General features: G+C 72.8%; 22 protein-coding genes and 1 riboswitch. Of the genes, 6 read left to right on the top strand and 16 right to left on the bottom strand.

The window, feature by feature from the left end; translation table 11 throughout:
• Positions 1-31: 31 nt before the first annotated feature.
• Positions 32-1,312 (bottom strand): ROK family transcriptional regulator, encoded by a 1,281-nt coding sequence (locus KGS77_RS22935; protein WP_242584884.1) that lies wholly within the window; start codon positions 1,310-1,312, stop codon positions 32-34.
• A gap of 55 nt (positions 1,313-1,367) precedes the next feature.
• Between KGS77_RS22935 and KGS77_RS22930 the strand changes: the two genes are divergently transcribed.
• Positions 1,368-2,552, top strand: a complete 1,185-nt coding sequence (locus KGS77_RS22930; RefSeq protein ID WP_242584883.1) for a Gfo/Idh/MocA family oxidoreductase — start codon at positions 1,368-1,370, stop codon at positions 2,550-2,552.
• Positions 2,553-2,623: 71 nt separating this feature from the next.
• Complete coding sequence (locus KGS77_RS22925; protein WP_242587633.1) at positions 2,624-3,100, top strand: heme-degrading domain-containing protein; 477 nt, start codon at positions 2,624-2,626, stop codon at positions 3,098-3,100.
• Positions 3,101-3,151: 51 nt separating this feature from the next.
• Here KGS77_RS22925 and KGS77_RS22920 read toward each other — a convergent pair whose 3' ends face one another.
• From KGS77_RS22920 to KGS77_RS22910, 3 genes are all read right to left on the bottom strand, one after another.
• The gene (locus tag KGS77_RS22920; RefSeq protein ID WP_242584882.1) at positions 3,152-4,081 is read right to left on the bottom strand and encodes a fumarylacetoacetate hydrolase family protein; all 930 of its coding nucleotides are present in this window, start codon (positions 4,079-4,081) and stop codon (positions 3,152-3,154) included.
• Positions 4,082-4,223: 142 nt separating this feature from the next.
• Entirely contained in the window at positions 4,224-5,051 is an 828-nt protein-coding gene (gene yidC / locus KGS77_RS22915; RefSeq protein WP_242584881.1) for a membrane protein insertase YidC, read from the bottom strand.
• Between the two features lie 348 nt (positions 5,052-5,399).
• Entirely contained in the window at positions 5,400-5,717 is a 318-nt protein-coding gene (locus KGS77_RS22910) for a DUF6412 domain-containing protein (protein ID WP_242584880.1), read from the bottom strand.
• A 267-nt stretch (positions 5,718-5,984) separates the two neighbouring features.
• Here KGS77_RS22910 and KGS77_RS22905 point away from each other — a divergent pair, with 267 nt between their 5' ends.
• Positions 5,985-6,980 carry an SCO0930 family lipoprotein gene (locus KGS77_RS22905; RefSeq protein ID WP_242584879.1) on the top strand — a complete coding sequence of 332 codons (996 nt, stop codon included), beginning with the start codon at positions 5,985-5,987 and terminating at the stop codon, positions 6,978-6,980.
• Between the two features lie 88 nt (positions 6,981-7,068).
• On the opposite strand, the gene KGS77_RS22900 is transcribed toward KGS77_RS22905, so the two are convergent.
• The 3 genes from KGS77_RS22900 to KGS77_RS22890 all read right to left on the bottom strand — a co-directional run bounded on the left by KGS77_RS22900 (position 7,069) and on the right by KGS77_RS22890 (position 10,461).
• Positions 7,069-8,700 carry a sodium:solute symporter family protein gene (locus tag KGS77_RS22900; RefSeq protein ID WP_242584878.1) on the bottom strand — a complete coding sequence of 544 codons (1,632 nt, stop codon included), beginning with the start codon at positions 8,698-8,700 and terminating at the stop codon, positions 7,069-7,071.
• Complete coding sequence (locus tag KGS77_RS22895) at positions 8,697-8,894, bottom strand: DUF3311 domain-containing protein (protein WP_242584877.1); 198 nt, start codon at positions 8,892-8,894, stop codon at positions 8,697-8,699. The genes KGS77_RS22900 and KGS77_RS22895 overlap by 4 nt, the downstream gene beginning before the upstream one ends.
• A gap of 130 nt (positions 8,895-9,024) precedes the next feature.
• Positions 9,025-10,461 carry a DUF445 domain-containing protein gene (locus KGS77_RS22890; protein ID WP_242584876.1) on the bottom strand — a complete coding sequence of 479 codons (1,437 nt, stop codon included), beginning with the start codon at positions 10,459-10,461 and terminating at the stop codon, positions 9,025-9,027.
• A gap of 363 nt (positions 10,462-10,824) precedes the next feature.
• Between KGS77_RS22890 and KGS77_RS22885 the strand changes: the two genes are divergently transcribed.
• The gene (locus tag KGS77_RS22885) at positions 10,825-12,123 is read left to right on the top strand and encodes an SGNH/GDSL hydrolase family protein (RefSeq protein ID WP_242584875.1); all 1,299 of its coding nucleotides are present in this window, start codon (positions 10,825-10,827) and stop codon (positions 12,121-12,123) included.
• A gap of 85 nt (positions 12,124-12,208) precedes the next feature.
• Here the strand turns inward: KGS77_RS22885 and KGS77_RS22880 are convergent, their stop codons facing one another.
• From KGS77_RS22880 to KGS77_RS22865, 4 genes are all read right to left on the bottom strand, one after another.
• Positions 12,209-12,904, bottom strand: a complete 696-nt coding sequence (locus KGS77_RS22880) for a DUF1707 domain-containing protein (protein WP_242584874.1) — start codon at positions 12,902-12,904, stop codon at positions 12,209-12,211.
• A 93-nt stretch (positions 12,905-12,997) separates the two neighbouring features.
• The gene (locus KGS77_RS22875) at positions 12,998-13,984 is read right to left on the bottom strand and encodes an ATP-binding cassette domain-containing protein (protein WP_242584873.1); all 987 of its coding nucleotides are present in this window, start codon (positions 13,982-13,984) and stop codon (positions 12,998-13,000) included.
• A gap of 5 nt (positions 13,985-13,989) precedes the next feature.
• The gene (locus KGS77_RS22870) at positions 13,990-14,802 is read right to left on the bottom strand and encodes an ABC transporter permease (protein ID WP_242587632.1); all 813 of its coding nucleotides are present in this window, start codon (positions 14,800-14,802) and stop codon (positions 13,990-13,992) included.
• A gap of 70 nt (positions 14,803-14,872) precedes the next feature.
• Positions 14,873-15,688 (bottom strand): ABC-2 family transporter protein, encoded by an 816-nt coding sequence (locus tag KGS77_RS22865; RefSeq protein WP_242587631.1) that lies wholly within the window; start codon positions 15,686-15,688, stop codon positions 14,873-14,875.
• A gap of 397 nt (positions 15,689-16,085) precedes the next feature.
• On the opposite strand from KGS77_RS22865, the gene KGS77_RS22860 reads away from it, so the two are divergent.
• A complete protein-coding gene (locus KGS77_RS22860; RefSeq protein ID WP_242584871.1) occupies positions 16,086-18,419 on the top strand; it encodes a transglycosylase domain-containing protein in 2,334 nt (777 codons plus the stop codon).
• A 67-nt stretch (positions 18,420-18,486) separates the two neighbouring features.
• Here KGS77_RS22860 and KGS77_RS22855 read toward each other — a convergent pair whose 3' ends face one another.
• The 3 genes from KGS77_RS22855 to KGS77_RS22845 all read right to left on the bottom strand — a co-directional run bounded on the left by KGS77_RS22855 (position 18,487) and on the right by KGS77_RS22845 (position 19,781).
• The gene (locus tag KGS77_RS22855) at positions 18,487-18,807 is read right to left on the bottom strand and encodes a multidrug efflux SMR transporter (protein WP_242584868.1); all 321 of its coding nucleotides are present in this window, start codon (positions 18,805-18,807) and stop codon (positions 18,487-18,489) included.
• A gap of 30 nt (positions 18,808-18,837) precedes the next feature.
• Positions 18,838-18,909: riboswitch (guanidine-III (ykkC-III) riboswitch) on the bottom strand.
• Between the two features lie 135 nt (positions 18,910-19,044).
• On the bottom strand, positions 19,045-19,347 hold the full coding sequence (locus tag KGS77_RS22850) for a co-chaperone GroES (RefSeq protein ID WP_242587630.1): 303 nt from the start codon (positions 19,345-19,347) through the stop codon (positions 19,045-19,047).
• Positions 19,348-19,460: 113 nt separating this feature from the next.
• Positions 19,461-19,781 carry a DUF3618 domain-containing protein gene (locus tag KGS77_RS22845; RefSeq protein ID WP_242584867.1) on the bottom strand — a complete coding sequence of 107 codons (321 nt, stop codon included), beginning with the start codon at positions 19,779-19,781 and terminating at the stop codon, positions 19,461-19,463.
• 250 nt (positions 19,782-20,031) lie between these two features.
• On the opposite strand from KGS77_RS22845, the gene bcp reads away from it, so the two are divergent.
• Positions 20,032-20,499 carry a thioredoxin-dependent thiol peroxidase gene (bcp, locus tag KGS77_RS22840; protein WP_242584866.1) on the top strand — a complete coding sequence of 156 codons (468 nt, stop codon included), beginning with the start codon at positions 20,032-20,034 and terminating at the stop codon, positions 20,497-20,499.
• Here bcp and KGS77_RS22835 read toward each other — a convergent pair.
• Entirely contained in the window at positions 20,480-21,805 is a 1,326-nt protein-coding gene (locus KGS77_RS22835; protein ID WP_242584865.1) for a HAMP domain-containing sensor histidine kinase, read from the bottom strand. The genes bcp and KGS77_RS22835 overlap by 20 nt on opposite strands.
• Entirely contained in the window at positions 21,805-22,311 is a 507-nt protein-coding gene (locus KGS77_RS22830) for a hypothetical protein (protein WP_242584864.1), read from the bottom strand. The genes KGS77_RS22835 and KGS77_RS22830 overlap by 1 nt, the downstream gene beginning before the upstream one ends.
• Positions 22,312-22,522: the final 211 nt, after the last annotated feature.

The following is a 22,522-nucleotide window of genomic DNA, read 5'->3' as shown; positions in this document are numbered from 1 at the left end:
GTGGGACTGCGAACGTTTCCGAGGCGGCCGGTCAGGGGGCGGCGGCGAAGGATGCGGCGGCGAAGGATGCGGGCGAGCCGGTGAAGAGGGCGGAAAGGACGAGGTGGGCGGCGCCGTCGGCCACCGCGCGCGGGCCGCCGGGGGCCAGGGCGGTCGGGACCGTACGGCCGGTGGCTCCGCCTCGCGTACGGGCGCGGTCGGCCAGGGCCGCCTCGACGCCCCGCAGGAACGGGCTGGGGTGGGCCAGTACCGTACGGCCGCCGAGCAGCACCCGGTCGATGTCCAGGAGTTCCACCAGGTTCGCCGCCGCCACCCCCAGGACGCGGGCCGCCTCCGTCAGATCACCGCGTGCCACCGCCGCCAGGCACAGCGCCTCCACACAGCCGCGCTTGCCGCAGTCGCACGGCGGGCCGTCCAGGTGGAGGACCTGATGGCCGAACTCCCCCGCGCCGGTCCGTACGCCCCGGTACAGGGTCCCGTTCAGGACGAGCCCGGCGCCCAGCCCCGTACCCAGGTGGAGGTAGGCGAACGAGCCGCCGCCGTGCTCCCGCTGGGCCGGGCCGAGGGCCGCCGCGTTGGTGTCCTTGTCGAGCACCACGGGCAGGCCGAGCCGGGCGGCGAGCGCGTCGCGCAGCGGAAAGCCGTCCCACTGCGGGAATCCCGTCACGCGGTGCAGCATCCCCGCCTCGTGGTCCAGCGGGCCGGGAGCGGCGACCCCGACGCCGAGCAGGTGGGGGGCACGACCGGATCCGGATCCGGGTGCGGGTGCGGTGGAGGCGGACACGGAGGCGGCAGTGGCGGTGGTGAGCAAGGCGTCGACCTGACGGGTGATGGCGTCCAGGACCGTTTCGGCGCCCGCGCCGAAGGCGAGCGGGTCGGTGCGGACGGCGACGGGTTCGCCCGCGAGGTCGGCGAGGACGGCGGTGCTCTCGTCGCGGTCCAGGTGCAGACCGACGGCGTGCCGGGCGCCGGGGACCAGGCGCAGCACCGTACGCGGCTTGCCGCCGGTGGAGGCCCGGCGGCCCGCCTCGGCGGCCAGGCCGGCCTCCCGCAGCCGGGCGGTGATCTTGCTGACGGCCTGCGGGGTCAGGCCGGCGTGCTCGGCCAGCTCCAGCCTGCTGACGCCCTGCGGGCCCGCCGCGCGGAGCAGCCCGAGCACCAGCGCGGTGTTGTGGTCACGCAGCGCGGGGAGGTTGGCCCCGCCGGGACGGGCGTTGCCTCGGGGGCCGCCCCGGGAGGTGCCGACGCGCGCACCCGTGTGGTCACCGCCGAGGCTGTCGGCGTGCTGCTCGCCGGGATTTCCGCTGGTCATGCCTCCATTGTCCGCATCGCTTGCACTTTGGCAACAGCGTTGCTTAAGTGGTTTCATGAGCGACTCCCCCGGCCTCCCCGGCTCCCCCGCCGCGACCCACCGTCCGCTGCGCGTCGGCCTCATCGGCTACGGCCTGGCCGGCTCGGTCTTCCACGCCCCGCTGATCGCCGCCACCGACGGCCTGGTCCTGGACACCGTCTCCACCGGCAACCCCGAGCGCCAGGCCCAGGCGCGTGCCGAGCACCCTCAGGTCCGTACGGCCGATTCCGCCGAGGCCCTCCTCGCACGGGCCGCCGACCTGGATCTGGTCGTGATCGCCTCCCCCAACAAGACGCATGTCGCGCTGGCGACCGCCGCCCTGGAGGCCGGGCTGCCGGTCGTCGTCGACAAGCCGCTGGCCGCCACCGCCGCCGAGGCCGAGCACCTGGCCGCCCTCGCCGACAGCCGTGGCCTGCTGCTCTCCGTCTTCCACAACCGCCGCTGGGACAACGACTTCCGTACGGTGCGCAAGCTCCTCGCCGACGGGGCGCTCGGCACCGTCCAGCGCTTCGAGTCGCGCTTCGAGCGCTGGCGTCCGCGCCCCAAGGGCGGCTGGCGCGAGTCCGGTGACCCGGCCGAGATCGGCGGTCTGCTGTACGACCTGGGGAGCCACGTCGCCGACCAGGCGCTGACCCTCTTCGGCCCGGCCGCCTCCGTCTACGCCGAGTCCGACGTACGCCGGCCCGGTGCCGAGGCCGACGACGACACCTTCATCGCCATCACCCACACCGGCGGCGTCCGTTCCCACCTGTGGGTCAGCGCCACCACCGCCCAGCTCGGGCCGCGCTTTCGCGTACTGGGCAGCTCGGCCGGATATGTGAAGTACGGCCTGGATCCCCAGGAGGCGGCACTGCGCGCGGGCCTGCGGCCGGGCGCGGACCGGGACGACTGGGGCGTGGAGCCGGAGTCGGCGTGGGGCTGGATCGGGGCCGGCGGCACCACACAGGACGCCGCCCAGGGCGGGGGCACTTCCCAGGGTGCGGGAGGTGCCGCGGCGGAGCCGGAGGGCGTACGGCCCGTTCCCACGCTGCCGGGCGACTACCCCGCCTACTACGCCGCCGTCGCCGAGGCACTGCGCACCGGCGGGCGCCCGCCGGTGACAGCGACCGAGGCCGCGGCCACCCTGCGCGTGCTGGAAGCGGCGAAGATCTCCGCCGCCGAGGGCCGTACGGTGCGCATCGAGGAGGTGACGGCGGCGTGAGCGCAGGAGCTGGTGGCGTGAGCGCGGGAACCGACAGTACGAGCACGGGAAGCGGCGGTACGCGCGAGGCGCTGGAGCAGGTACGGGAGCTGGAGGCGCAGGAACGGCGGCTGGTCCTGGACTCCTTCAGCAACGAGGACGCCTGGCGGCTCGGCTGCCTGCTGGTGGACATGGCACGCGAGCGCGGCGCGGCGGTCACCGTCGCCGTACGGCGCGGCGCCCAACTGCTCTTCCACTGCGCACTGCCCGGCACCTCCGCCGACAACGACGCCTGGATCACCCGCAAGTGCCGGGTCGTCGAGCGCTACGCCGAGTCCTCGTACCTGGTCGGCGCCCGCTTCCGGGCCAAGGGCCGTACGTTCGAGGCGTCCTCGCGGCTGGACCCGGACCGCTATGCCGCGTACGGCGGGGCCTTCCCGATCCGGCTGCGCGGCACGGGGGTGGTCGGCGCCGTCGCGGTGTCCGGCCTGTCCCAGGACGAGGACCACGCGCTGGTCGTCCAGGGCCTGGAGCGCTTTGCGGCCTCCGAAGGAGAAGGAGAAGGATAGGGCGGAGAGGAACGACGGGGCGGGATGCGCAGGGTCCTGCGGAGGCGCGCGTCAGGCGTTCCTCAGTTCCTGCCGTTGCCGGCCCAGGCCGTCGATCTCCAGCTCCACGACGTCACCCGCCCGCAGATACGGCTTGGGCTCCGGCTGTCCCATCGCCACGCCCGCCGGGGTGCCGGTGTTGATGACATCGCCCGGACGGAGCGTCATGAAGTGACTCAGGTGGCGGACGACCTCCGCGACCGGGAAGATCTGCTCCGCGGTGTTCCCGTCCTGCCGCAGTTCGCCGTTGACCCACAGCCGTACGCCCAGGGCCTGCGGGTCGGGCACCTCGTCGGCCGTCACCAGCCACGGCCCCAGCGGATTGAACGTCTCGCAGTTCTTCCCCTTGTCCCACTGGCCGCCGCGCTCGATCTGGAACTCCCGCTCGGACACGTCGTGCGCCACGGCGTAGCCGGCGACCGCGGCCAGCGCCTGTTCGCCGGTTTCCAGGTAGCGGGCGGTGCGGCCGATGACGACCGCGAGTTCGGCCTCCCAGTCGGTCTTCCGGCTGCCGCGGGGCACCAGCACCGTGTCGTACGGACCGACGACCGTGTCCGGCGCCTTCAGGAAGACGATCGGCTCCTCGGGGACCGCCGCACCGGTCTCACGGGCGTGGTCGTGGTAGTTCAGGCCGATGCCCACGACCTTGCCGATACGGGCCACCGGTGGGCCCGTACGCAGCCCGGCGGCTGCGGGGGCACCGGTGGCGCCAATGGCTGCGGTGGGCCGGGTCGCTCCGGCCGCTCCGGCCGCAGCCGCCGCGTCCAGTACGGGCAGTCGGCCGGACGCGGCGGCGGACCGTACGCGGGCCAGCGCCGCGTCGTCGGCGAGCAGCGCCCCGTCGATGTCCGGCACCAGGCCGGTCAGGTCCCGCAGGACGCCGTCCCCGTCGAGCAGCGCCGGGCGTTCGGCCCCCGCCGTTCCGACACGCAGCAGCTTCATCCGTTCCACTCCCGTTGGTCGCAGGGTCGGTCATCGGCCCGGGTGGCTCCCGGGCCGGCCGATGGGGACGGCCATCGAGCGGTGCGGACGATCGTCCGTGAACGGGGGCCGGACCGCAAGGCCCCGTTCACGCACTGGACCGTTACCCGGAGGTAGGGGCAGCCTTCTTCACGTCCTTGGACGGCTTCACGTCCTTGGACGGCTTCGGGTTCGTCTCCGAGGTGCCGGCACGGTGGAGCAGGGCGCGCTCGACGGCCGTCCAGGTGGTCGTCGTCACCATGTACAGGCCGGCTGCCAGCGGCACCACGGCCACCGTGATCAGCGTGCCGAAGGACAGCAGCGGCATCACCTTCGTCAGGGCCGCCATGCCCGGTACGGACGGCGCGGGGTCACCACCGCGCGCGGTTCGGGCCGGAGCCGACGCCTGGGCCGAAGCCTGGGCAGCCGCTGCCACGGTCGTACGCGACCGCCGGTAGTTCCAGGTCGCGACCGCCGCGACCAGCGCGAACAGCGCCAGGTACACCAGGCCGTGCGGGCCGAAGACCCCGCCGTCCGCCAGCGCCTGCCCCCAGTTCCCGCCCAGTGGCGCGCCCAGCAGCGTGTGGTCGAGCAGATCGCCGTCGCCGGAGGAGAAGAGGTGGTACATGAGGAAGAAGACCGGCAGTTGGAGCAGCGTGGGCAGGCAGCCGGCCAGGGGTGAGGTGCCGGACTCGGCGTGGAGGGCGGTCACCTCTTTCGCCAACCGTTCGGGGTCGTTGCGGTACTTGCGCCGCAGTTCGGCCATGCGCGGCGCCAGTGCGGTCCTGGCCTTTTCGCCGCGGGCGGATGCGCGGGCGAGCGGGTGCAGCGCGGCCCGTACGCACAGTGTGAACAGGACGATGGCGGCGGCCGTGGCCGAGGCGCCGAACAGCGGGTCGAGTGCGTCGGCGACGTACGTCAGTAGAGCGCCGAGAGCGGAGAAAACGGACATGGTGAGCCCTCCACGGGTCTCGTCGTGCCGGAAAGCGGATGCAGGTCCCCGGAAGAGGCCGCAAGGGCCGGGAAGCCGGGGAATCGGCGTGACGGACTGCGGAGGCTCACCTCTCACCGAACCGAAGCGGACCGCAGCGGACCGGCCGAAACTGGACCGGATCAGACCGGAACAGGCTGGATCAGACCGGAACAGACCGGGCCGAGCCGGCGCGCGGGACCGCGGTGCGCGGGCGTACACGCGGGTGTGCGGACGCCGGGCTGCGCCGGGATGCCTCGGAGTGCGCCGGGCGCGACTTCGGTTGCGAACGGCTTCGGTTGCCAGGTGCCTTGAGGGCTGGTGGAGCGCCTACGCGGCCGTCGGGAGGGGACGGCCCGGCGCTCGGGGCCGCGGACGGCCCGCGGCATCGGGATCACGCTGTGGCAGGAACGCCGTACGGCGCTCCCGGTCGCGGATCGCCGTACGGATACGGCCCGGCGGCTCCGGCCGGGCGAGGGCCGCGAGGAGGAAGGCGCGGCACAGCAGGACGACGGCGGCGGTGGCCGCGGCGGCGGCGAGACCGGAGGCCGGAGCGCTCTGCGCGAGCAGGAATCCGGCGAGCAGGAAGAACGCGGCGCCGGCGGACAGCCGCCATGCGTCGATGACGCGGTGCGTCCGGTGCGTCACGCGTGCCTCCTTCCCCGTGATCGGCGTCGTGACCGCCGTTCCGTCATGCCGTACGGCGTCGTCCGCCAAGAGTAACCGCAGTGCCGGGGTGGAAGGGAACAGGGTTCACACGGTGCTGTGCGTTCAGTGGCGGTAACTGAGCTACCGGACGCCGCTTTTGCCACCGGATGACAATCTCCGACCCTGCTGAACGCCTGCCGCCATGCCCTCGTATCCCCGCAGCAACGGCGTCCACCACCACACGCCGAAGCCCACCAGGGAGAGAACATGAGCAACCGTCATCACGCGGGAGTGGCCGCCGTCGCGGCCTCCGTCATGGCGCTGACCGCCGCCTGCGGCAGCACCGGCCGGGGCGCGTCCTCCTACGACGCGGCCGAGCCCGCGGCGCGCAGCAAGGCGGACTCCGGCGCCCACGGATACGGCTCGGCCTCGGGGCCGGCCTCGGGACCGGCCTCGGGACCGGCCTCGGGATCGGGATCGGGATCGGACTCGGACGGATACGGCTCCGACGCCCCCGCCCGCCCCGCCACCCCGGCCGGGACACTCGCGCTGCGCGCGGTCGCCGGGCTCGGCCCCGTCGTGACCGACGACAAGGGCATGACCCTCTACCGCTTCGACAAGGACACCGCCAAGCCGTCCGGCGCGACCTGTGCCGGGGCCTGCGCCGCGGTCTGGCCGCCGGTCCCCGCCGCCGACGTCACCGCCGCCCCCGGCATCGCCCCGGGCGCCCTCGGGCAGGTCGTACGGGCCGACGGGACCAAACAGCTCACCGTCGGCGGCTGGCCCGCGTACCGCTACTCCAAGGACACCGGGCCCGGCCAGGCCAGGGGCCACGGCGTGGGCGGCACCTGGAACGCCCTGGCGTCCGACGGCAAGAAGGCCGGTGCCGCGCCGCCGGCCGATGTCTCGGTCCTCGACCAGCCCCGGCTCGGCGAGATCGTCGTGGACGGCAAGGCCCGTACGCTCTACCGCTTCAACAAGGACAGCGCCTGGCCGATGCGGTTCGGCTGCGTCGGCGCGTGCCTGGACACCTGGAAACCGGCCCGGCCCGCCGACAAGGCCAAGCTCTCCGGCGTCGCCGCCAAGCTGATCAGTACGGTCACGCGTCCGGACGGCACCCGGCAGCTCGCGGTCGGCTGCTGGCCGGTCTACTGGTTCACCGGCGACCGGCAGCCCGGCGACATCAAGGGGCAGGGCAAGGGCGGCCTGTGGTTCGCCGTCTCCAAGGACGGCAAGAAGATCACCACCCCGGCAGCCGGCTGACCGCCGGGCCTCCCCGTTCCGCCCCGGCGACCGGCCGACCGCCCGGGCAGCCGGCCGACGCCCCGCCTCATGCCTGTTCCGAGCCGGTTCACACCTGTTCGGAGCCGGTTCCCGCCGCCACCGCGCCCGCCCGCGGCGGCTCCACGTCGGACGCCAGCACCTCCGCATCCGGCCGGTCGTCCAGGGGCCGCGGACCCAGCCAGGTGACCGCCAGCGCCACCACCACGTTCACCGCGAGGGCCACGATCCCCGCGTTCACCCCCCACACCGGGTCGTGTTCGCCGAACACCAAGGCGCACACCACCGCGACACCCGTCACCAGACCGGCGACCGCGCCGTGCAGCGTCAGCCGCCGCCACACCAGCCCCAGCAGCAGCATGGGTACGAGCTGCGCCATGCCCTCGTACGAGATGAGCGACAGCCGTACCAGCGTGTTGGGGGCGGTGTAGGTCAGCAGCAGCGCGAGCGCGCCCGCCACGACCACCACCACCTGCGACCAGAACTTCTGACCGTCCGTCCGCCACGGCCGCGCCCGGCCGGCCCCCGCGCCGGCCCCTGCCCCGGCTCCCGCCTCCGCCCCCGTACGGGCCGTACCGGTGCCCTCCGCCGCCCTCCGGCGGGTCAGCGGACCGAGCACGCTGCGCCCCCACATCGTGCCGATGACCAGCATGAACACCGCCATCGGCACGATGGAGGACAGGGCCGCGGCCACCCCGATGACGCCCACCGCCCAGGACGGCAGGGAGTCCACGACCATCTTGAACAGGGCGAGGTTGGAGTCGGCCCCGGCCAGCCCCGGCACGACGAACAGCGCCGCCATGCCCAGCAGCATCGGCACGAACAGCAGCACGTTGTAGAAGGGGAGGTAGATGGCGTTGCGGCGCAGCGCATCGGCGTTGCGCGCGCCCAGGTAGCCCGCAACCGTCGTCGGGAAGATCACCACGGTCAGGGAGTTCAGGACGGTGGTGGTGACGAACCAGCCCTCGCCCAGGACACCCGGCCCGTGTCCGGGGAAGGTCAGCCACTGCGGCTTCTGCGCGACCATCCGGTCCAGGAAGGGGCCGTAGCCGCCGAAGTAGTGCAGCGGGACGTAAACGGCGAGGAAGGCCAGCGTTCCGATGACCAGGACGTCCTTCAGTACGGAGACCCAGGCGCTGCCGCGCAGCCCGCTGACCACGACGAAGGCCGTGGTGACGGCGAAGGCGATGAAGTACGCCCAGTTCAGGCTGATCGCGCCGTAGGAGATGGTGGAGACGACCACGCCCATGCCGGTGATCTGGAGCTGGATGTACGGCAGCAGGCAGACGGTCGCCAGGATCGCCACGGCGGCGCCGAGCCAGGGGCGGCCGTAGCGGTGGGCCACCATGTCCGTGATGCCGACCAGGCCGTGCCGGCGCGCGTAGGACCACAGCATCGGGCCGACGACATAGCCGATGGCGTAGCCGCAGGACATGTACGCGATGACGTACACGACCGGGGCGCCGAAGTTGTAGCCCCAGCCGGCGGCACCCAGATAGCTGAAGCTGGTGTAGCTCTCGCCGGCCATCAGCACCCAGATGAAGGCTGTGCCCAGGCTGCGCCCGCCCACCGACCACTCGGCGAGGCCGCCGCCCCGCCGCCCCTTCCCCGTACCGCCACGCGTACGTACCGCCAGCAGTCCCAGGACGACGGTCAGCACCATGAAGGCGCCGAAGATCGAGGTCGAGACGGCGGCGTTCACGCGCGGCCCCGCTTCTTCTCGCCGCGCCACGTCAGCCACACCGCCAACGGTGTCAGCAGCGTGGCCAGCAGCAGCCAGAAGAACAGGAACGGCAGGCCGAGCACGGTCGGCGTCACGCGGTTCACCAGGGGCAGCACGCCCAGGTAGAGCACGTACGGGACCAGCAGCCACAGCAGCGTGGGACGTTTCAGCACGGGAGAGGAGACTAGCGCGGACGGATCACGCCCGGCTCGCCCCGCGCCACGCGGCGGCGGGCGGAGGTCCCAGGGCGGCGGACAGAGGACGGCAGGCGACGGGCAACAGGGGACAGGGTCGCCGAACGGGTCAGCCGCCGAAGAGCCTGGAGACCGTGTAGATGCACAGGCCCGCCAGCGCGCCGACGACCGTGCCGTTGATACGGATGAACTGGAGGTCGCGCCCGATGTGCGCCTCGATCTTCCTTGAGGTGTGCTCGGCGTCCCAACTCGCCACGGTGTCCGTGATCAGCGAGGTGATCTCGTGCCGGTAGGTCGTCACGACGTGGACGGCCGCGCCCTCCAGCCAGCCGTCGACCTTGTTCTGCAGCTTGCCGTCCCGCGCCGTCCGGCTGCCCAGCGACAGCAGCGCCGAGCGCGCCCGGGTACGCAGTTCGCTGCGCTCGTCCTCCGCCGCGGCCACGACCATGGCCCGTACGGAGCCCCAGGCGGAGGCGATCAAGTCCTGCACCTCGCCGCGCCCCAGCACCTCCGACTTCAGCCGCTCGACCCGCTCGCGGGTGTCGGAGTCCGACTGGAGGTCGCCCGCGAAGTCCTTCAGGAATCGGTCCACCGCGCCGCGCGCCGGGTGCTCGGGCATGTCCCGCATCTCCGCCACGAAGCGCAGCAACTCCTTGTAGACCCGCTCGCCCACCTTGCGGTCCACGAACCGCGGCGTCCATCCGGGCGCGCCGCCGGAGACGGCCGTCATGACGGAGTCGCTGTGGGCGATGAGCCAGTCGTGGGCCCGTACGCACACCAGGTCCACCACGCGCTTGTGCCCGCCGTCCGCGACGATCCGCTCCAGCATCTTGCCCAGGCCCGGCGCGACCTCCTGGGCGTCCGCGCGACGGGTGATCGCCTCGCCGACGACCGCCTGGACGTCGGAGTCGCGCAGTACGGTCAGCGCGCCGCGCAGCGCGGCGGACAGTTCGGCGGTCACCCGGTCGGCGTTCTTGGGCTCGGCGAGCCAGGCGCCCAGCCGCGCGCCGATGCCGACCTTGCGCAGCCGCTGCCGTACGACGTCACCGGACAGGAAGTTCTCCCCGACGAACTCCCCCAGGCTCTGTCCCAGTTGGTCCTTCTTCGTCGGGATGATCGCGGTGTGCGGGATGGGCAGCCCCAGCGGCCGTTTGAACAGGGCGGTCACCGCGAACCAGTCGGCCAGCGCGCCGACCATGCCGGCCTCGGCCGCCGCGGCCACATAGCCCGTCCAGCTCCCGGCCCCGGCGGAGTGGCCCCATTTCGCCAGGGCGTAGACCAGGGCGACGGCCAGCAGCAGGCCGGTGGCGAACGCCTTCATCCGCCGTACGCCGCGCCGCTTCTCCTCATCCGCGGGGCTGTAGCCGAAGCCGCCGGGACCGCCGAGGGCGCCGAAGCCGTGCCGGGCCCCGGAGCCGCCGGCGCCGCCGGAGCCGTCAGGGCCGCCGGTGCCGTGCGGGGCATGACGAGCGCCGGGGCGCTGCGCCGGGCCACCGGCCGGGGCGGTGCCCGCCCGGGGCGCCGCGTCGGTATTCGTCCGTTCCATCCGCTCCACCTGTCCGAGCCGAGCCGTACCCGCCCATGCGTACTGTCCGTACAACTGTGACCTACTCCTGGAACCGGCCACGAGTTCCCGGCGCCACCCGGGGCGCCGGTACGGGTTCAGCCACCGGTGCGAGTGCCGCCGCCGGGGCAGAGGCCACTGCCGCCGCGGTACCGGTGCCGGCCCGGGGCGGCCGGACGGCATCCAGCCGCCCCGTGGGACCATGGAAGACCGGCCGGGCTCTGGACACCGGACCCCGGCTCCCGGTCCTCGGACCACCGGCGGACCGGCACGCCCCCTGCCCCCTGCCCCTCCCCCGGACCGCCCTGATCACCCCCTCACCCGTTGCCCTAGGAGACCGCCCGCATGACCAGGAGTGGGGGCCGCGGCACGCTGCTCGCCGGACTGGCGGCGGTGGCGGTGCTGTTCTCGGCCGCGGTGTACGCCGTCACCGACGAGGACTCCCCGGGCGGCCGGAGCGGCCCGGCGGCACCCGTGGGGCCGGGCCGGTGGGTGGGCACATGGTCCGCGGCACCGGCCGCCGCCGAGCCCGGCGGCGGCCTGGACGGGTACGCGCAGACGTCGGTCCGCAACGTGGTGCACACCAGCGTCGGCGGCTCCAGCGCCCGTATCGAGCTCTCCAACCTGTACGGCACCCGGCCGCTGCCCGTCGGCCGCGCCACCCTGGCGCGGGCCGCGGCCCTGGGCCGCCCCGCCGCGGCGGCGGGCTCGCTGCGCCGGCTGACGTTCGGCGGGCGGCTCACGGTGACGGTCCCGGCCGGGGGCACGGTCACCAGCGACCCCGTACGGCTGGCCGTACCCCCTGACACGGACCTGCTGGTCACCACCTACCTCCCGGGCCCGGCCGGGCCCGCCACCTACCACCCGTACGCCCGGCAGACCTCCTACCTGGCGCGCGGCGACCGGGCCGGGGACACCACGGGAACGCCGTACACCGTAAGGAGCCCGTCCTGGCGCTATCTGACGGGCGTGGACGTGTGGAGCGCGCGGGCGCACGGCTCGGTCGTGGTCATCGGTGACTCGATCACCGACGGCATCGCCTCCACCGAGGGCGCCAACCACCGCTGGACGGACTTCCTGGCCGGCCGGCTGCGCAGCGAGCCGGACGCGCCCCGCTACGGCGTGCTGAACCAGGGCATCAGCGGCAACCGGCTGCTGGTGGACGGCAGCCGGTTCTCCCCCAACAACGGGCCCGGTGTGCTCTCCCGTCTGGAGCGGGACGCGCTCTCCCGCGCGGGCGTCAAGGCGGTCGTGGTGGAGATCGGCATCAACGACATCATGAAGTCACCGCGTCAGCTCGACCCGGACAGGCTGGTGGCGGGCCTGCGGCGGGTGGTGCGGTCCGCGCACGTCCGGGGGCTGCGGGTCACCGGCGCCACGCTCACGCCCTTCGGCGGTCACCGCGCCTACTCCCCCAGGCTGAACGCCGTACGGGAAGCGGTCAACCGGACGATCCGCTCCGGCACGGTCTTCGATGCGGTCGTGGACTTCGACAAGGCACTGCGCGACCCCGGCCGGCCGCTGCGGCTGCGGCCCTCCTACGACTCGGGCGACCATCTGCACCCCAACGACGCGGGCAACCGCGCCATGGCCGACGCGCTGAACGTCACCGGCCTCACGCCACGGACACCGGCCGACCGCTGACGAACCGAAGGCCGGTCGGCCAAGACGTCACATGCTCACACGCTCCCCGTCGCTTTCCGACGCTCGCAGTCCAGTTCCGATGCTCTCAGTCCAGTTCCTTACGCAACCTGTCCGTTTTCTGCTTCTCCAGCCGGATCTGCTCGCGCTCGGCCTTCAGCCGCTGCCGCTCCGCCTTGGACGCCTTGCGCTTGAGGCCGACGCCGCCCCACATGGCGAAGCCGGTGATCTTCACCCGTGGCGCGTCCGGGTCCCCGACCTCGTGGTCGCTGTCCTCGAAGCCGCCCATGAACCCGAAGCCGGTGACCTGGACCTCGACACCCGGCGGCACGACGACCTCCATGCCGGCCATGAAGACGATGCAGCGGATCGTGATGTCGCGGTCCTCGAAGTTGGCGTCCCGCAGGTCGATCACCCCGCCGCCCTGGAACGCCCCCGCGGTGAAGACCCGTGGCGCGGTCCACCGTCCCTTGCGGCTGAAGCCGCCCCAGAAGGCGAAGGCGCCGCGTGAGGACGGGTCACCGCCGATGCGCTCCCGCCAGGTCGCCGGCGCGACGCCCGCGGCCCGCGGGGCGAGGGCGGCGCCCGTACCCGTACCGGACTGCGGAAGGTCGGCGGTGAGCGGCCTCAACTCCCCGAACGTACGCGCCTTGTAGGCCGCGTCCAGCCGCTCGTCGAACTCCTCCATGGCCAGCCGCCCCTCGGCGAGGGCCTCGCGCAGGATCTCGGCGACCCGTTCACGGTCGGTGTCGGAGGCACGGAGTTCGGGGAGTTCCTCAGTCATACGGACAGATTAAGCGCCGAAGACGCTTCCGGTCCGCACAGGGGCGGAACAGCAGCGGCGCGTGAGCGGTGTCGCGCCACGGCCGGACGTCCCTCACAGCGCTGTGCTCCCGGCGTACAACTTGGCGATGACGTCCTCGATGTCGGGCTCCCGGACCGAGAGATCCACCATCGGATACCGCTCGGCCACGGCCGCGACCAGGGGCGCGGCGCTGTGTGCGGCGGGGAACGCCAGCCACTGCCGGGGGCCTTCGACCTTGACCGTACGGGCTCCGGGGATGCCCTGGATGGGCGGCAGTTCGCGTTCCAGGTCCACCACCAGCGTCCGTTCGCTCTCGCCCACCGCGTGCAGCCCGGCCAGCCCGCCGTCGTACACCAGCCGCCCGTGGTCGATGACCATGACCCGTTTGCACAACTGCTCGATGTCGGTGAGGTCGTGGGTGGTCAGCAGGACGGTGGTGCCCCGCTCGGCGTTGACCTCGCGCAGGAAGTCCCGCACCTTCGCCTTGCTGATGACGTCCAGCCCGATCGTCGGCTCGTCCAGGTAGAGCACCTGGGGGTCGTGCAGCAGCGCCGCCGCGATGTCCCCGCGCATCCGCTGGCCCAGCGAGAGCTGCCGTACGGGTACGGGCAGCAGCGGGCCGAGGTCGAGGAGTTCCAGGCAGCGGTCCAGGTTGCGGCGGTAGACCTGGGGCGGGACGCGGTACATCCGCCGTACCAGTTCGTAGGAGTCCTTCAGGGGCAGGTCCCACCACAGGCTCGTACGCTGCCCGAAGACCACCCCGATCCGGCGGGCGAGGCGGGTGCGCTCCCGGGCGGGGTCCAGGCCGGCCACCCGCAGCCGCCCGGCGCTGGGCACCAGGATGCCCGTCAGCATCTTGATGGTGGTGGACTTCCCCGCGCCGTTGGGGCCGATGTAGCCGACCATCTCGCCGCGCGGCACGGTGAAGCCGATGCCGTCCACGGCCCGCACCCGGTGCCGTACGCGGCGCAGCCGGCCCGCCCTGCGCCGTACGTCGAAGACCTTCTCCACCCCCTCCAGCACGATCAGGTCCTGCGGGGCGGCCCCCGTGTCCTCCATGCCGTTCAACTCCCTGTGCTCCGGTAGCTCCTGAGCCCCGCCCGCCACGCCAGCCACGCGCCCGCGCACATCACCGCCGCCACCACCGGCCCCAGGAAGTCCACCCAGCCCGGCAGCCCGAGCGGGTCCTGGTGGCCCAGCAGGCGCAGCGCGGGCATCCAGTTGACGAAGGCGAGCGGGACGACGAAGGTGACGCCGCGCACCAGGTCCTTGGCGAAGACGGTCGGCGGGTACTGGAGCATGGCGTTGCCGCCGTAGGTGAAGGAGTTCTGCACCTCGGCGGCGTCCTGCGCGAAGAACTGGAAGGCGGCCCCGGTGGTGAAGACGGCGCCGAAGATGGCGGTGCCGCACAGCAGCATCAGGACGACCATCAGCACCCTGCCCAGGTCCCAGTCCACCTCCACCCGTGTCATCGACCAGCCCAGCACCAGGCCCGCCTGGGTGATCCGGCCGAGCCGGCGCAGCGCGAAGCGGTCGGCCGCGACCTGCGCGAAGACCGGTACGGGGCGCACCAGCAGGGTGTCCATGGTGCCGTCGCGGACCCGTCGGCCGAGCCGGTCCATGCTGCCCAGCAGCAGGTCGGCCAGGCCCAGTGACGTACTGGAGGTGCCGTACAGGAAGGCGACCTCGGGCAGGGTGAACCCGCCGAGCGCGTCGACGTGCGAGAACATCAGCACGACCGTGACGAAGTCCAGGCCGCTGGCGGCGAAGTTGCCCACGGCCATGATGACGAAGGACGTGCGGTAGGCGAGGGTGGAGCGTACCCACATCGAGACGATCGGTCCGTACGCGCGCAGGCCCTGCGCCACCGACGCCATCCGGCCGCCGGCGGCGCCCGCGTCCTCAAGGAGTACGCCGATGCGTACGGCGCCGCCCGGGCCGCGGGACCTAACCACCCTGCACCACCACCTTGCGGGTGGCGGCCGACTGCATCAGCCGCCCCAGGGCCAGCAGCGCCACCGCCCACGCCGCCTGGAAGGCCAGCCCGCGCGCCAGGGCGGCGCCGGTCCGCAGGCCCAGCAGCACATCGGCCGGGACCTGGAGCATCGCCGCCCACGGCAGCATCTGGGCGAACTCGCCCAGGCCGCCGGGGAAGGCCCGCAGCGGCAGCACCATCCCGGAGAAGAACATCGCGGCCAGCGCACACATCATGTTGACGCCCGAGCCGTCCAGCAGCCAGAAGGCGGCCAGCGCGAGGAGATAGCGCACCGCGAAGCTGACCACCAGGGCCAGCGTCACCGACAGCAGGAAGGCGGCCCAGGTCAGCGGGTTCCCCGGCAGCGCCAGGTCGAAGACGAGGGCGCCGGCCGCCATCGGCAGCACGCCCCGCCCCAGGAGCTGGAAGGCGGCCCGGCCCAGGTCCGCGGCCAGCCACCACGTCTGGAGGTCGGCGGGCCGGCAGAGGTCCACGGCGATGTCACCGGAGCGGATGCGGTCCTGGAGCTCCTCGTGGAAGCCGCCGCCGACGATCAGGGCCGCCGCCGCCAGCATGGCCTGCCCGGTCCATACGAAGGTCAGCGCCCGCGGCAGGTCGTACCCGCCCAGGTGCGGGCGCTGGTCCCACAGGGCGGTGTAGGCGTAGGCGACGATGAAGCCGAAGACGGTGTTGGTGAAGACACCGGCGGCGGTGGCCGTACGGTACGTGGCGTAGCGCCGGAAGCCGCCGGCCGCCACGGCCGCGTACAGGCTCCACGCCTGCGGCAGGCGTACGCGCGGCCCCGGTGTCCGCCGCGTGCTCGTACCACCGCTGCGACCGCGGTCGTCGCGGTCGTCGCCGTTCCCGTTTCTGCCGTCGTCGCCGTTCCCGTTTCTGCCGTCGTCGCTCGCCACGTCACCGCCCCTGACGCCAAAGCACCGGAGCCTAGTCCAGGGGCCGGACTCCCCACCATGCGTTTGTCACCCGTCCGAGTGGCCGGTGAAGGCCATTCGGCCGGTCACGGACCGGTCACAGGTGCGCGCCGCCCTCATCGGCTGGAACGCATGGTGCGACAGTTTCTTATCGGGCGACAGTTCCTTTTCTCCCGTAGGGAACGCATCACCCGACGTGATACCGATCCGCCGCGGCACAACCCTCGGCGGCGGCCGAGGAGTCCATACAGATATGAGTGACGATCCACAGCAGGACGGCGCAGGGAGCGGCGCTCCCCGGTGGGCGCAGCGCCCGGAGCCGCCCGCCCCCGGGAAGAAGGGCAGGAAGTCCCGCCCCCGGCGCACGGGCTGGCGCCGCGTCATCCCGACCTGGCGCATGGTCCTGGGGGCCGCGCTGCTCTTCCTGCTGTTGATCGGGGGCGGGCTGGTGGCCGGCTACCTGCTGGTCGACATCCCGCCGGCCAACCGTTCCGCGCAGGCGCAGAGCAACGTCTACCTGTACGCGGACGGCTCGCAGCTCGCCCGTGACGGCGTCGTCAACCGGGAGAACGTGCCGCTCAGCCAGGTGCCCAAGCCCGTACAGGAAGCGGTGCTGGCCGCCGAGGACCGCGACTTCTACTCCGAGTCCGCCGTCGACCCCGCCGCCATGCTGCGCGCCGCCTGGAACACCGTCACCGGCAAGGGCAAGCAGTCCGGCTCGACCATCACCCAGCAGTACGTCAAGAACTACTACCTCGGCCAGGAGCAGACCCTCTCCCGCAAGGTCAAGGAGTTCTTCATCGCGATCAAACTGGACCGCGAGGTGAGCAAGAACGAGATCCTGGAGGGGTATCTCAACACCAGCTACTACGGGCGCAACGCCTACGGTATCCAGGCCGCCGCCCAGGCGTACTACAGCAAGAACTCCGACAAGCTCAGCACCGCCGAAGGCGCGTACCTGGCGACCCTGCTCAACTCCCCCAGCGCCTACGACGTGGTGGCCCACCCGGAGAACCAGCAGCGGGCGAGGGCGCGCTGGGAGTACGTCCTGGACGGCATGGTCAAGAAGAAGTGGCTCACGCCCGCGGACCGGCAGGCGATGAGCTTCCCCACGCCCGGCAAGGTCAAGCCCCCCACCGGGCTCTCCGGCCAGCGCGGGTATCTGCGTGAGGCGGTCAAGGACTACCTGACCACCAACAAGATCATCGACGACCGGACGCTGGCGGCCGGCGGCTACCGCATCACCACCACCATCGACAAGAAACACCAGGACGCCCTGGTGGAAGCGGTGAAGACCAAGCTGATGGACAACCTCAGCGACTCGCGCAAGGCGGACCGCAACGTACGGGCCGGCGGGGTCTCCATCGACCCGGACAGCGGTGAGGTGCTCGCCATGTACGGCGGCATCGACTACGCCAAGCAGTACGTCAACAGCGCCACCCGCCGCGACTACCAGGTCGGCTCGATCTTCAAGCCGATCGTCTTCGCCTCCGCGGTGGCGAACGGGTCCACCACCCAGGACGGCCGCCGGATCACACCGAACACGACGTACGACGGCACCAGCGGGCGGATGGCGGAGCGCAACGGTCGGCCCACCGGCTTCGCACCCGAGAACGAGGGCAACGTCAACTACGGGCAGATCACCGTGGCCACTGCCACCGACAAGTCCGTCAACTCCGTCTACGCCCAGATGGGCATCGACGTCGGCCCCGAACGGGTGAAGGACACCGCCGTCGCCCTCGGCGTCCCGGAGGACACCCCGAGCCTGGGTTCCTCCCAGGGAGCCGTCGCGCTGGGCACCGCCACCCCCAGCGTGCTGGACATGGCCGAGGTGTACGCGACGCTGGCCAACCACGGTCAGCAGCGCGGGTACTCCCTGGTCAAGAAGGCCGTCAAGGGCGGCGAGAGCGTCCATCTGCCCGAGCGGGGCGACAAGACGGCGGTGAGCCGGGAGGCCGCCGACACCACCACCTCGATCCTGCGCGGCGTCGTGGAGAACCCCGGCGGCACCGGGGCGGCGGCCCGGGCCGTGGGGCGGCCCGCGGCGGGCAAGACCGGCACCGCGGAGGAGGACAAGGCCGCCTGGTTCGCCGGCTACACCCCCGATCTGGCCACCGTCGTGGCCGTCATGGGCCAGAATCCCGACACCGCCAAGCAGGAGCCGCTGTACGGCGCGGGGGGCGTGGACCGGGTCAACGGCGGCGGGTTCCCCGCGGAGATCTGGGCCGCGTACACGGCCGCGGCGCTGAAGGACGAGCCGGTCAAGGACTTCGACCTGGAACTGATGAGCGGCGCTGGCCCGCGGTCCACGGAGCCACCGGCCAGCTCCTCCGCGCCGCCCACGACCAGCGCCCCGCCGTCCTCCAGCGCGCCGCCGTCCTCGTCCGCGCCGCCCTCCCCGCCGACCACCGCGCCCACGGCCCCGCCCACCTTCGTACCGCCGACCAGTCCGCCGCTGCCGACCAACGGGCCGCCGACGGTGGGACCGACCGAGAGCTTCCCGACCGTGGGGCCCAACGGCGGGGTCAACGGGGGGATCGACGGGGGCCCGGCCGGGTGGTACATGCCGTACGGGCGGATGTCGTAGACGCCGCAGATGTCCTAGCCCGGCCGGCGGGATCACCGCCCCGAAGGGGCTGACGTCGCGCCGGGGATCAGTGTCCCGACGTCGCCTTGAGGCCGACCACCGCGACCAGCAGCAGGCAGATGAAGAAGATCCGGGCCGCGGTGGCCGGCTCGCCCAGCACCAGCATGCCCACGACCGCCGCGCCCGCGGCCCCGATGCCGACCCAGACGCCGTAGGCGGTGCCGATCGGCAGGGTACGGGCGGCGTAGGACAGCAGCAGCATGCTGGCGAGGATGCCCGCGCCGGTGAAGACGCTGGGCCACAGCCGGGTGAAGCCCTCGGTGAACTTCATGCCGACCGACCAGCCGACCTCCAGCAGGCCGGCGATCACGAGCAGGATCCATGCCATGACGGCACCTCCGGGGACAGTGACTCCAGGGGTGCGTCGTCTTGTCCTGACCCGGTACGGCGCGTCTCGTCGGGTGGTTCCGACCCTAGCAAAAGGCGAACAAAACGGGCGGTGACCTCGGTCACCGCCCGCTGCGTACGGACCCGGCGCGGACGCCCTCACGGGCCCGCACATCGTTCTACACGTCGTTCACAGGTCGTTCCACGAGTCCGTCCACAGGTACGACTACAGGTCCGTCTACAGGTACAGACCCGTGGAGTCCTCGCTGCCTTCCAGGCGCTCCGCCGCCACCGCGTGCAGGTCACGCTCGCGCATCAGGACGTACGCGATCCCGCGCACCTCGACCTCGGCCCGGTCCTCCGGGTCGTACAGCACCCGGTCGCCCGGCTCCACGGTCCGCACGTTCTGTCCCACCGCGACCACTTCGGCCCAGGCCAGTCGGCGGCCGACCGCGGCGGTCGCCGGGATGACGATGCCGCCGGTCGAGCGGCGTTCCCCCTCGGCGATGTCGGTCCGGACCAGCACGCGGTCGTGCAGCATCCGGATGGGCAGCTTGTCGTGGGTGTCCTTGGCGTTATTCCGGCTCACGGCATGACCGTACCTGCCCGTGGGCCCGGACGGCGCCCGACCCCCGGCCGACCCGGGTCCCGGCCCTAGGAACGGCGCTTCTTGGAGCTGAGCGCCAGCAGCCCGATCACGGCCACGCCGATCAGCGCCACCGGCACGATCCGCTCCATCCGGGGCGCCCCGTCCTGGGAGACGAGCTGGGCGCGCACGTCGGAGACCGCCCGGTTGGCAGCCACGTAGGCCCGTCCCGCCGTACGGTCCACCGCGGCAGCCGTCTTCGCCTTCGCTTCCCCGATGATCGTCTTCGGGTGCAGTCGCACACCGATCTCGTCGAGCGTCACCGCGAGCGCCTGCCGCCTGCGGACGATGTCCGCCTCGATCTGCGCAGGGGTCCTGGCTTCCGACACCGCGCTGCCTCCATCGTCTCGGGCCGATACCTGCCGGGTACGGGACCGGGTCCTTGAGTACCGGGTACTGAGCTGCGTACTGAATTGGTGATGGACAGTCTGTCAGCTCACGCCGGGCCGCGCCCCACAGCACCCCCCGTACAGCGCACCTCAGTAGTCTCGGACACCGTACGGCCGGCTTTTCCGCCGGGTCCGCCGCGCCCGCGCCGTACGCCGTACGCCCCACACCCCATCCGAGAAGGAGAGACCCATGAGCGAGCGACTGCAGCCCGGCGACACCGCCCCGGCCTTCACCCTGCCCGACGCGGACGGCAAGCAGGTCTCGCTCGCCGACCACAAGGGCCGCAAGGTCATCGTCTACTTCTACCCCGCCGCCCTGACCCCCGGCTGCACCAAGCAGGCGTGCGACTTCACCGACAACCTGGACCTCCTGGCCGGCCACGGCTACGACGTCATCGGCGTCTCCCCCGACAAGCCGGAGAAGCTCGCCAAGTTCCGCGAGAAGGAGAACCTCAAGGTCACGCTGGTCGGCGACCCGGAGAAGAAGGTCCTTGAGGCGTACGGCGCCTTCGGCGAGAAGAAGCTGTACGGCAAGACGGTCACCGGGGTCATCCGCTCCACGGTCGTCGTGGACGAGGAGGGCAAGGTCGAGCGCGCCCTTTACAACGTGAAGGCCACCGGCCACGTCGCCAAGATCATCAAGGACCTGGGGCTGTAACCGGCCGCTCCGGGCCGTCCGCCGGCGCCGGCGGATGCGCCGGCGTGACCGCCGCACGGTCCGGCAGCTCCAGCACCGCCTCGGCGCCGCCGTCCGCGGCGGCGCCGAAGTCCAGCCGCGCCCCGAGCACCTGCGCCTGACCGGCCGCGATCGTCAGGCCCAGGCCGTGCCCGGTGCCGCGCTCGGGAGCCGCCGTACGGAACCGGCGCGGCCCCTCCGCGCGCAGCTCCTCCGGGAACCCCGGGCCATGGTCGCGCACCACGATCCGGGAGCCGTGCACCACGACCTCCACCGGCGGCCTGCCGTGCTTGGCGGCGTTGGCGAGCAGGTTGACCAGCACCCGTTCCACCCGGCGGCGGTCCGTGGTGACGATCCGCGGCTCGCCCTCGACCGTGACGGACACCTCCGCCACGCCCCGCTGCCGGGCCGCCCTGCGCACGATGCCGCGCACCAGCGACGGCAGCTCGCAGTCGTCCAGGTCGGCCCGCTCCACCCCGGCGTCCAGCCGGGATATCTCCAGCAGGTCCTCCACCAGCCGCCGCATGGCCTGCGCCCGGTCCCGTACGAGTTCCACGGCCCGCTCCTGCGGCAGCAGCTCCGCCGCCGCGACCAGGCCGGCCACCGGCGTGCGCAGCTCGTGCGCCACATCGGCGGTGAACTCCCGCTCGGCGTCCACCCGGGCCGCCAGCGACGTCGCCATGTGGTGCACGCTGCGGCCCAGCTCGGCCACCTCGTCCCGGCCCTGGCCGGCCAGCGCCCCGGCGTCCGGCCGCTCACCCGCCGCGATCCGGCGCGCCGCCGCGGCGCTGTGCCGCAGCCGCCGGGACAGCCGCTGGGCCACGAACCAGGACACCACCGCCATCAGCCCCACCGTGCCGACCCCGGCGATCATCAGCGCCCGGTCCAGCGACCGCAGCGCCGGGTCGTCGTCGGGGAACGCCGCCGAGACCGACAGCGTCCGTACGCTCTCCTCGCCCCCGCCGTCACCGTCGCCACCGCCGCCGACGCCGGTCGCGGCCCACACCCGGGGGTCCTCGCCACCGCTGACGTACGTACCGGACCGGCCGTGGAAGACGGCCTTCCGCAGCGGCTGCGGGAGGGCGGTGTCATCCAGCCGCGCGCCCAGCGCCAGCGTCCCGTCCCGCTCGAAGATCTGCAGCGCGGAACTGAGCCGGTCGTCCTGGTAGGCACGGGCCGCGCGCTCGCGTTCGGCTTCGGAGATGTGGTGCACGGAGAAGCCCAGCACCACCACGGCCAGCGCCGTCACACAGGAAATGGCCAGGGCGATCCGGCCTCGGATGCCCATCACGCGAGGTTGTACATCTCCGTCGTGTCACCAAGGGGTGTCGAGCCCTCGTACGTCACTTCCAGCTCCGTGAAAGCGCGTGCGCCGTCCAGCGTCCGGGTGCCGTACAGCCGCAGGGTCGCCGGGAACCCGGCATTGGTCCCCACGCCCGCCGCGGTCTTCTCCACCTGCACCACACCCCTGCCCTCCGCGTCCTTGGCGCCGTACCGGTCCCAGGTGATGCCGGTCGCCACCATCCCCTTGTCCGCGCAGGCCAGCGTGATGACCTTCGGCTTGACCTCGGGCCGGCCGAAGCCGCAGTCCCGTACGCCGGGCAGGCCCTTCGCGGACGCGCCGGACTCCTTGAGGTCCTGCACCGCCGAGGTCTTGGGCGCGGCGTCCACCGCCGACGCCCGGTCCGTGGCCTGGCTGAACCACACGCCGCCGGCCGCCAGCGCGGTGACCGCGGCGAAGGCCGCCAGGGCGGGGCGCCCACTGGGCCGGCGGGGGCCTTCGCGGTCGGTCATCGGCTACTCCTTCGGGGCGGTGGGGCCCCGCACAGGGGTGGGCGTGACCGGTCCGCGAGCTGGGCGTTCGAGAGTCTTATCGACCGCTCCACTCTCTCCTGTCCGGCACGCGGCCTGATTGCCCGGACGTCGCGATGAACGCTCGGGTTCGTACCAGTTCTGTAACAGCCCCTGCCGACGGCGGTCCGTGACGGTCTGTGGTGGTTTCCCG

Source organism: Streptomyces sp. MST-110588, from assembly GCF_022695595.1.
GTDB lineage: Bacteria > Actinomycetota > Actinomycetes > Streptomycetales > Streptomycetaceae > Streptomyces.
This window is presented reverse-complemented; position numbering and strand designations above follow the sequence as displayed.